Below are 8,629 nucleotides of genomic sequence, written 5' to 3'. Positions count from 1 at the left end.
GTCAGACTTAAGCAATTAAGCGTTTTTCGCTATCTGCGTCAACCCCGTTCAGCGACCACCCTAAAAAAGTGGCGTGGTGAGGAATCGCCGTCCGTTTTACGGCGGCGAGGATGTCAAGTTTTCTTCTAGAAATCCTCGACCGCTCGCGGCAGTTTTTTCTCTAAATACTGTTGATGGGACTGATCAGCCAGATAATAATCTCCTGCGGGTTCGATCAAAGTAACGATATCCTGCTGAAACTTTCCCGATAGTTGTAGTTGACGCTTGGAAGCAGTGGCGATTAACTTTTGTTCCGGGGTGTGATAAAAAATAATCGATCGATATTGTTCTCCCCGGTCCGGTCCTTGGCGATTTAACTGAGTCGGATCATGGATTGACCAAAAAACGGCTAATAACACCTCGTAGCTTATCTCTTGGGGATTATAAGCAATTTGTGCCACTTCCGCATGACCGGTAATTCGCGATAACACATCGAGATAACTAGGATTGGGGAAATTTCCCCCCATATAACCCACAGAAGTCGCTAAAACCCCGGGTAAACGCCGAAATGAGTCCTCGGTTTTCCAAAAACAGCCGGCCCCAAAAGTAGCTTTTTCGCCGCTATTCATTTCCCCTCACATCCTTGGCAAATTCCACCACTGCTTTTGTAATTGTCTCGCTTAAATTAGCATAAACTTTGGCAAAAGGGGGAGCTTTTTCGGTTAATCCTAGAATATCCGCCGTTACTAACACCTGACCATCACAATCCTCCCCCGCACCGATACCAATCGTCGGTATAGTCAATTTATCGGTAATAGTAGCGGCTAAATTGGCGGGAATATGTTCCAAAACCAGGGCAAATACTCCCGCTTTCTCCAAGGCTAAAGCTTCCTCGATTAATCTTTGTGCATCCGATGGAGTTTTTCCCTGCTGACGGTATCCCAACCGATGGACCGACTGGGGAGTTAATCCGATATGACCCATAACAGGGATGCCTATCTCGGTTAAACGGCTAATAGTCTCGATCATAGCGGGATAACCTCCCTCTAATTTTACCCCTTGCACTCCCGCTTCCTTTAACATCCTTCCTGCCGAGTGAATTGCCTGACTGACACTTTCCTGATAGCTGAGAAAAGGCAAATCACAGACAACTAAAGCTTGTTTTACCCCGCGAGACACGGCCGCTGCGTGGTGAATCATCGCCTCTAGGGTGATCGGTAAAGTGGTAGGATAGCCCAAAGCGGTCATAGCTAAGGAATCACCTACCAAGATAATATCAATTCCCGCCCGATCGAGCAGTCGCGCGATCGGATAATCCCAAGCTGTGAGAGTAACAATCGCGCGTTTTTGCTGCTTCCACTCGATTAATTTGCTGATGGTGACTGCCATTATTTATTCACTGCGGACAGCTTCGAGGATACGGGAAAAATAGAAACGAGTGCTAGTCATACTCGTCCGTTCAATTTTAAAGCCATTTTCGTTGAGAGCGGCGACAATAGTTTTTTCCTTGTGTTGATAGGCACGAGTGGTTTTACTCGGACCGGGGAAAAATTGACCAATTTTCTTGAGAATGGTTAATAAACAGGTTTTAGGGGCAAAACTGAGGATTAAACGGGATTGAGCTAGGGATCCCAGGTGTTTAATCATTCCTAAGGCTTCTTCTGTGGGATAGTGAATAAGAACATCAACACAGATGACTGTGTGATATTGGCCGGTTAATGCTTCTAAATCTTGAACGGCAAAGGTGAGTTTACTGGTATCTGCTAACTCTTTGGCTGCTCTTTCCTTGGCTTCTGTCACCATTTTCTCAGAAATATCACTGGCGAAAATAGTTGCGCCCGCTTTAGCGAGGGGAATACTAAGACTACCGACTCCACAACCGGCATCACAGATCGAGAGATTAGGCAAATTGTCATCACTTTCTAACCAACCGATAACGGTATCGATCGTCTGTTGATGACCGATGCGAATATCTTTTTGTACTTTGTTAACTTCGCCATCCCCATAAATCCGGCGCCAGCGATCGAATCCTGTGGCGTTAAAATAGTCCTTGACTATGGCTTTATCGTCTAATGTGTTGGTCATAACGAAATCTAAACGAGCGGAGATGGTTATTACTTCATCCTACCGTGAAAGCCAGTTTTCCGACTGAATCATTGGGGGTTGCCGTCAGAACATAAGTATTGCGGATTTTCAAGCTCTCAACGGTTGCCGCTGATAGCTGACTCCTGACTGCTAAGGAGAGGACCCAGAGCGATTGCAAGTCTGTGGAAAAGCTTAATTTGTTTTCCGCTTCACCGTTAGTTAACCTAAAGTGAATATCATGTAATCGTTCCAAGATTCGGTCAATAAGGGTTCCATGTCAATTATTACCCATAGAACTAAGATCGTAGCCACGATCGGCCCTGCCAGTAATTCGCCAGAAGTCCTCAAGCAGATGATCGGTGCGGGGATGAATGTAGCGCGGCTAAACTTTTCCCACGGTAGCTACGAAGATCATGGGAAAGTTGTTGCCCTTTTACGGCAAATTTCTCAAGAATTAGACAATCCTATCACTCTCCTGCAAGATTTACAAGGGCCGAAAATTCGCGTTGGTAATCTCCCCAATGGTTCGATTACCATCAACGACGGCGATTATCTCACCCTTGTACCCATGGATGAGTATCGGGGAGAAGCGAACACCGTTGCGATCGATTATCCCTATCTGGCCGAGGAGGCACAGCTAGGTGAGCAAATTCTCCTTGATGATGGCTTATTAGAGCTAAAAATCGTTGAAATTAACGGAAAAGACCTAAAATGTCAAGTGTTGGAGGGAGGAATTCTCAAAAGTCGCAAGGGAGTTAATCTACCCCGTCTCAATTTGCGCTTACCTTCCATGACCGAAAAAGACAAACAAGACCTAGAATTTGGTCTTTCTCAGGGGGTTGATTGGGTTTCCCTGAGTTTTGTTCGTAAAGGAGAAGATATCAAGGCGATTAAAGCATTTTTAGCCGAGAGAAATCATGGGGATGTGCCAGTGATAGCTAAAATTGAAAAACCGCAAGCGATCGAAAATTTGGAGTCAATTATCGAGGAATGTGACGGAATTATGGTGGCCCGGGGCGATTTGGGGGTAGAATTAAGTCCCGAAAAAGTCCCCATGTTGCAAAAACGCATTATCAAACTCTGCAACATGAAAACTATTCCCGTCATCACTGCCACCCAGATGTTAGAAAGCATGATTCACAATCCCCGACCGACTCGGGCCGAGGCTAGTGATGTGGCTAATGCGATTATCGATGGAACCGATGCGGTGATGTTATCGGGGGAATCAGCAGTGGGAGATTTTCCCGTCAAAGCAGTGGCTATGTTGGCCAAAATCGCCCATGATGTGGAAGCGGATGTGAAGTTTGATAATGTTCCCCCCAATCAGTCCGATGAAACTCACGCTCTCAGTGAGGCTTTAGTGGCGATCGATCAAACCCTTGATCTCCGTTATATTGTCACTTTTACCACTTCTGGCTACACTTCGCTACTGGCTTCTAAGGAACGTCCCTCGGTTCCCGTCATTGCCATGACTCCCAATAAACGAGTCTATCACCGTCTCAATCTAGTCTGGGGTGTGATCCCGATTCTTCTTGACCATCAGGTGTCTGTCTTTGAGGATGTGTTAAAGCAAACGGAATCAATTCTGCTTCAGAAAAATCTCGCCCAATCGGGCGATAAAATCCTGATTATGGCGGGAATTCCCATGCAGAAAACTAAAGGCACCAATTTCCTCAAAATTCACACGATTTCGTAAGTTCTAGGAGTCGGGAGTCAGGGGACAGGAGATAGGAGACAGGAGACGGGAGATAGGAGATAGGAGATTATTTCTATTTATTCTCCCCACACCCCACACCCCACACCCCACGAAAAACTTTTTGCCGCAAAACCTAGATACAGATTTCGGGCGGTGGATTGGTTGTGATAGAAATATAAATATCGATCGCTTGCTATCAATCTTGATGAAAAGACGATATTTTCTGGCTTTTATCGGCTCAATTGCCCTTAGTTGCTTATTATTTCTGGGCATAAACCTTTTTTCATCTACTATCACCACCGCGCAAACCCAGACAATTCTAGTTTCTGCCGCCGCTAGTCTCAAAGATGCCCTAGAAGAAATCAAGCCGGGGTTTGAAAAAGCCCATGGCAACATTAAAGTTAACTATAACTTTGGTGCGTCGGGGGCTTTGCAACAGCAAATTACACAAGGTGCGCCGGCCGATGTTTTCCTCTCGGCCGCGACTAAGCAAATGGACGCTTTAGCAAAAGCTGGTTTGATCGATACAAGTACCAGAAGAAAACTGCTCACTAATCGCCTAGTTTTAATCGTTCCCAAGAATTACACCCTAAAAATTAGCGATTTTCGTTCCCTGACTAACAGTAATGTCAAAAGAATTGCCGTGGGTGAACCGCGCAGCGTTCCCGTCGGTCAGTACAGCGAAGAAGTTCTGAAAAATCTCGGCATTTTAGAGCAAATAAGACCAAAACTGGTCTTTGCTAACTCTGTCCGTAATGTTCTCGCCGCCGTAGAGACTGGTAACGCCGATGCTGGCATTGTTTACATCACCGATGCCAAAATTTCCGACCAAGTAAAAGTAGTGGCTACGGCTGCCAATAATCTCCATTCTCCGATTATTTACCCGATAGCTGTGATAAAAGCTAGTAAAAACCCGCAAGCTGCCAAGACTTTCGCCCAATATCTCACCAGGACAGCCGCTAAAAACATTTTTGAAAAATTCGGCTTCGGAATAGCCAGATAATTTAGGGGAAGTGGGGAAGTGGGGAAGTGGGGAAGTGGGGAAGTGGGGAATTTCAACTAAAACCCGAAAACCCCAACACCCCAACACCCCAACACCCCCGCAACGCGCACGCAGTGACCACCCCAATACCCAACCCCTGACCCCTGAAAAATGCCAGACTTTTCCCCCCTATGGATATCCCTGAAAACCGCCACCATTGCCCTGATAATCATCTTTTTTCTCGGTATTGCCGCCGCTTATTGGATGTTGGGCTATCGCGGACGGTGGAAATCCCTAATCGAGGGAGTTTTCATCGCGCCCTTAATCTTGCCCCCGACGGTGCTAGGCTTCATTTTACTGCTCCTATTCGGCAAAAACGGACTATTAGGACAGTTATTAGACTTATTTAATTTTCGCATCGTTTTTACTTGGTATGCCGCCGTTATCACCGCGACGGTGGTAGCTTTTCCCCTGATGTACAAAACCACCCTCGGCGCTTTTGAACAGGTGGATGCCAATCTTTTACAGGTTGCCCGCACTTTAGGGGCATCGGAAGGGAAAATATTCTGGCGCGTACTTTTGCCCCTCTCCTTCCCCGGAGTATTAGCAGGATTAACCCTAGCTTTTGCCCGCGCTTTGGGGGAATTTGGGGCGACTTTGATGTTAGCGGGTAATATTCCGGGGCAAACTCAAACTATCCCGATGGCGATTTTCTTTGCTGTGGAAGCAGGAGCGATGACCGAGGCTTGGATATGGGTGTTTATCATCATATTAATCTCCCTATCGGGAATTATCGCCGTTAATCTCTGGCAAAGTCAACGCAAACAGCAATTAGGACGACCGGGAGAAAGCAAACCTAACGAGATGGAAGACTGGCTGCAACCCTGGGAGGGTCGCGATTTTGCCCTTTTAGAAGCTGAAAATCCCCATTATAGAGATAAAATAGGCTTATTTGTCGATATAGAAAAATATTTACCCGGTTTTAACCTATCGGTAACTTTTAACTGCCAAAATCAGCCCCTAGGACTATTAGGAGCTTCGGGGTCGGGAAAAAGCCTGATTTTGCGATCGCTGGCTGGTGTGGAAACGCCCTCAAGGGGTCGTATTGTCTTAAATGGGCGCATTCTCTTCGATTCCGAAAAGAGAATTAATCTGCCCAGTCGTCAGCGTCGTATCGGTTTTGTGGTGCAGAATTATGCCCTTTTTCCCCATCTCACCGTGGCAGAAAATATCGCTTTTGGTCTCTCGCAAAAGTTACCCACAAAAATTATCCGTCAGCAGATTGCCAACCAATTAGAATTAGTGCAGTTACCCGGCATGGAAAACCGTTATCCCCATCAATTATCGGGGGGACAACAGCAACGGGTCGCCATCGCTCGCGCTTTAGCTAGTCGTCCGGAAGCTTTATTATTAGATGAGCCTTTTTCTGCCCTTGATACCCATCTACGCGCTCAATTAGAACGTCAGATGATCAAAACTTTAAGTAATTACGATGGCGTGACAATTTTTGTTACCCATAATATGGATGAAGCCTATCGAATATGCGAGAATTTATTAGTTATGGAAAAAGGGCGGGCAATTGCTAATAATTCTAAACAGAAAATTTTTGACCGACCAGATAGCGTTAGTTTGGCAAAAATTACGGGCTGTAAGAATTTTTCCCGTGCTGTAATCATTAATAATCAACAATTGGAAGCCATTGATTGGGATGTTAAATTACACACTGTTTCCAGGATTCCCGACTATTTAGCTCATACGGGAATTCGCGCCCATCAAATTATTTTTGGTCGAGATTTAAGCGATATTAATACTTTTCCCTGTTGGTTAGCTAATGCCATTGAAGGACCCCATCGGGTGACTCTCTATCTGAAACTTAATCAACCCTCCAACCACGACCGTGATTTTCAGATACAAGCAGAGTTATATAAGGATAAATGGTTAGAAATCAAGGAGCAAGCTTTGCCTTGGACTGTTACTTTATCTCCCCAGCGTTTATTATTATTAAAGTAATAGGTTAATTTTTATCAAGTGCTGACAGATATAGAGCTTCTAAAATCCAAGACCATCCCGTTAAATACCCGCTCGTGTCATTAGTTAGTGAAAAAGTCTTATCTGGAGTTATAAAATCATGACTGAAAAGGAATCTTGTGATTGGATAATGCGAGTGGATTTACACTTACCCACTCCTGATGAAATGCTGGATGAAATGTTAGAAATAGCAGCAGCGATTGCGTGGGTTAATTACCGAGTGGAGGGGCCAGGTTGTCTGTGGCTGATGGTCAATTCCTGCTGTGAACCTAAATTCATGTATCTGCCAGATATCAAGTTAAGGCGAATTGCCGAAAGAGCGCATCCAGAGGTAGATATTTACGATCCAATTAACGAACTCCTGCTGTTAGTTAGTCCCAATTGGGAAATATTTCCGGGGGAATTAGTGGGAGATAATGAAACACATTTTTACTACCGAATTAACGTCAAAGAACGAGTAGGAAAATCCTGTGAAGATTGCTGGGAGGTTTGGGGAGAAAAGTTGGGAGAAGTTGGTCGAGAAGGAATGGTAAAAGTAGTGGAAGATGTCTAAAGTGTCGATTGAGTAATTGATTGCTCACCACAGAGACCCAGAGGACACAGAGTTTTTTGAGTAATTTTTCTGATTAATGAATTAGTGTTATATTGGTTCTGAGTACGAGGGAAGCATTCCGATAGAAAATCTCCGGTTTCAGGAATGGGTTATTGTCCGAATGCTTCGCCCCTACTCAAAAATTTATTATATCTTCCGAAAAAAGCGATATTGATTTATTAATTGGTTTTTGAAAAATGGTATAAGCCAATAACACCACTCCAAAGGGGTCTAGTATAATTAGAAGAGGTTGATCAAAGGGGATTTATGGACGATAAAACCGCAAAGTCAGAAGAATCCGAATCTGAAGAGAAAAAAGAATCAGATTTTGACCAGGAAAAGGAACAGGCTCAAGTTTGGACGGGAAAAATCACTGCTTTTTTTGCCCATCAATTCCGAACCTCCGCTCTTTCCCTTCCAATTATCGGGGGTAGCATTACAGGCATCGTAACTTGGGTTAGTCAACATGACACGGTTAAGGCGATTATTGTCGGGGGAGTCACTTTTATCGTCGCGGGCTTTTTTACCTACGGATCAGCCTGGAGTAAAGCGTTTTTAGAAGTAGCAAGAACCAAAGGTAAAGATCACGGTAAAGGTACAGCCTTAAGCTTTTTTGTTTGGCTAGACAAAGGACTGGAAAAAATACGTTGGCAATTAGCTAATCCTGACGGGAAATATTTAATTAAATTACGGGATTCAGATTGTCGTTATGATGATATTGAAGGGATTGAAGATGCAATCTTTGGTTTTTCTACCCCGGAACTAGAAGAAATTTTTATTAATTTGGATCTGAGTCAATTAGAACTGCGCTCAGAAGAAGAATCTAAAGGTACGGGGGATGATATTTGGAATTTATTGCGACGGGCTAAAAAGAGGACAAATTTACGGTTGTTAATTCTGGCTCCTGGTGGACGAGGAAAAACGACTTTATTGCGTCATTTAGCCTATAACTACGCTCTAAAACAACCGAAACAAAATGCACCTGTTTTAATTCCTGTCTTTTTACGTTTACGGAGATGGCAGGAAGTGATTACCACCACAGAAGGATTGGATTTACCAACCTTAATTGAGCGACATCTAAAACAAGATATTTCTCAAGAATTAGATTTACCTCAGAACTGGGCAAAAAATCATTTAACCCATCAGCGAATGTCAGTAGATGGAAAAGTTTTTATTCAATAGCGATCGCTAAATGACAAAAGGTCAAAAATCCTTGAACTATTTAATACAGATATACTTAATAAGGGGAAATAATAATAAAAACTTA

Annotated in this window: 8 protein-coding genes; 5 read left to right on the top strand and 3 right to left on the bottom strand. The window is 44.1% G+C overall.

From position 1 onward, the window contains the following. Positions 1–125 precede the first annotated feature (125 nt). From msrA to bchM, 3 genes are read right to left on the bottom strand one after another with little or no spacing between them, the layout of a single operon-like run. A complete protein-coding gene (msrA, locus tag EWV84_RS15595) occupies positions 126–608 on the bottom strand; it encodes a peptide-methionine (S)-S-oxide reductase MsrA (RefSeq protein WP_287078739.1) in 483 nt (160 codons plus the stop codon). Beyond that, the gene (gene panB, locus EWV84_RS15590) at positions 601–1,368 is read right to left on the bottom strand and encodes a 3-methyl-2-oxobutanoate hydroxymethyltransferase (RefSeq protein WP_286826096.1); all 768 of its coding nucleotides are present in this window, start codon (positions 1,366–1,368) and stop codon (positions 601–603) included. The genes msrA and panB overlap by 8 nt, the downstream gene beginning before the upstream one ends. 3 nt (positions 1,369–1,371) lie before the next feature. Beyond that, on the bottom strand, positions 1,372–2,064 hold the full coding sequence (gene bchM / locus EWV84_RS15585) for a magnesium protoporphyrin IX methyltransferase (RefSeq protein WP_286826097.1): 693 nt from the start codon (positions 2,062–2,064) through the stop codon (positions 1,372–1,374). Between the two features lie 274 nt (positions 2,065–2,338). Between bchM and pyk the strand changes: the two genes are divergently transcribed. The 5 genes from pyk to EWV84_RS15560 all read left to right on the top strand — a co-directional run bounded on the left by pyk (position 2,339) and on the right by EWV84_RS15560 (position 8,544). Beyond that, positions 2,339–3,760: a pyruvate kinase gene (gene pyk, locus EWV84_RS15580; RefSeq protein WP_287078738.1), complete on the top strand. Its 1,422-nt coding sequence runs from the start codon at positions 2,339–2,341 to the stop codon at positions 3,758–3,760. A 205-nt stretch (positions 3,761–3,965) separates the two neighbouring features. Beyond that, positions 3,966–4,763 carry a molybdate ABC transporter substrate-binding protein gene (gene modA / locus EWV84_RS15575; RefSeq protein ID WP_287078740.1) on the top strand — a complete coding sequence of 266 codons (798 nt, stop codon included), beginning with the start codon at positions 3,966–3,968 and terminating at the stop codon, positions 4,761–4,763. 150 nt (positions 4,764–4,913) lie between these two features. Then, on the top strand, positions 4,914–6,752 hold the full coding sequence (gene modB / locus EWV84_RS15570) for a molybdate ABC transporter permease subunit (protein WP_287078737.1): 1,839 nt from the start codon (positions 4,914–4,916) through the stop codon (positions 6,750–6,752). Between the two features lie 118 nt (positions 6,753–6,870). Next, on the top strand, positions 6,871–7,323 hold the full coding sequence (locus EWV84_RS15565) for a hypothetical protein (RefSeq protein ID WP_287078735.1): 453 nt from the start codon (positions 6,871–6,873) through the stop codon (positions 7,321–7,323). A 306-nt stretch (positions 7,324–7,629) separates the two neighbouring features. Beyond that, complete coding sequence (locus EWV84_RS15560; RefSeq protein WP_287078734.1) at positions 7,630–8,544, top strand: hypothetical protein; 915 nt, start codon at positions 7,630–7,632, stop codon at positions 8,542–8,544. Positions 8,545–8,629: the final 85 nt, after the last annotated feature.

The organism is Microcystis sp. M_QC_C_20170808_M3Col (assembly GCF_007095505.1).
Taxonomy (GTDB): domain Bacteria; phylum Cyanobacteriota; class Cyanobacteriia; order Cyanobacteriales; family Microcystaceae; genus Microcystis.
This window is presented reverse-complemented; position numbering and strand designations above follow the sequence as displayed.

Bases quoted from the DNA above. Each gene is read 5' to 3' on its own strand.
- msrA (WP_287078739.1), bottom strand. From the start codon at position 608: ATGAATAGCGGCGAAAAAGCTACTTTTGGGGCCGGCTGTTTTTGGAAA.
- panB (WP_286826096.1), bottom strand. From the start codon at position 1,368: ATGGCAGTCACCATCAGCAAATTAATCGAGTGGAAGCAGCAAAAACGC.
- bchM (WP_286826097.1), bottom strand. From the start codon at position 2,064: ATGACCAACACATTAGACGATAAAGCCATAGTCAAGGACTATTTTAAC.
- pyk (WP_287078738.1), top strand. From the start codon at position 2,339: ATGTCAATTATTACCCATAGAACTAAGATCGTAGCCACGATCGGCCCT.
- modA (WP_287078740.1), top strand. From the start codon at position 3,966: ATGAAAAGACGATATTTTCTGGCTTTTATCGGCTCAATTGCCCTTAGT.
- modB (WP_287078737.1), top strand. From the start codon at position 4,914: ATGCCAGACTTTTCCCCCCTATGGATATCCCTGAAAACCGCCACCATT.
- EWV84_RS15565 (WP_287078735.1), top strand. From the start codon at position 6,871: ATGACTGAAAAGGAATCTTGTGATTGGATAATGCGAGTGGATTTACAC.
- EWV84_RS15560 (WP_287078734.1), top strand. From the start codon at position 7,630: ATGGACGATAAAACCGCAAAGTCAGAAGAATCCGAATCTGAAGAGAAA.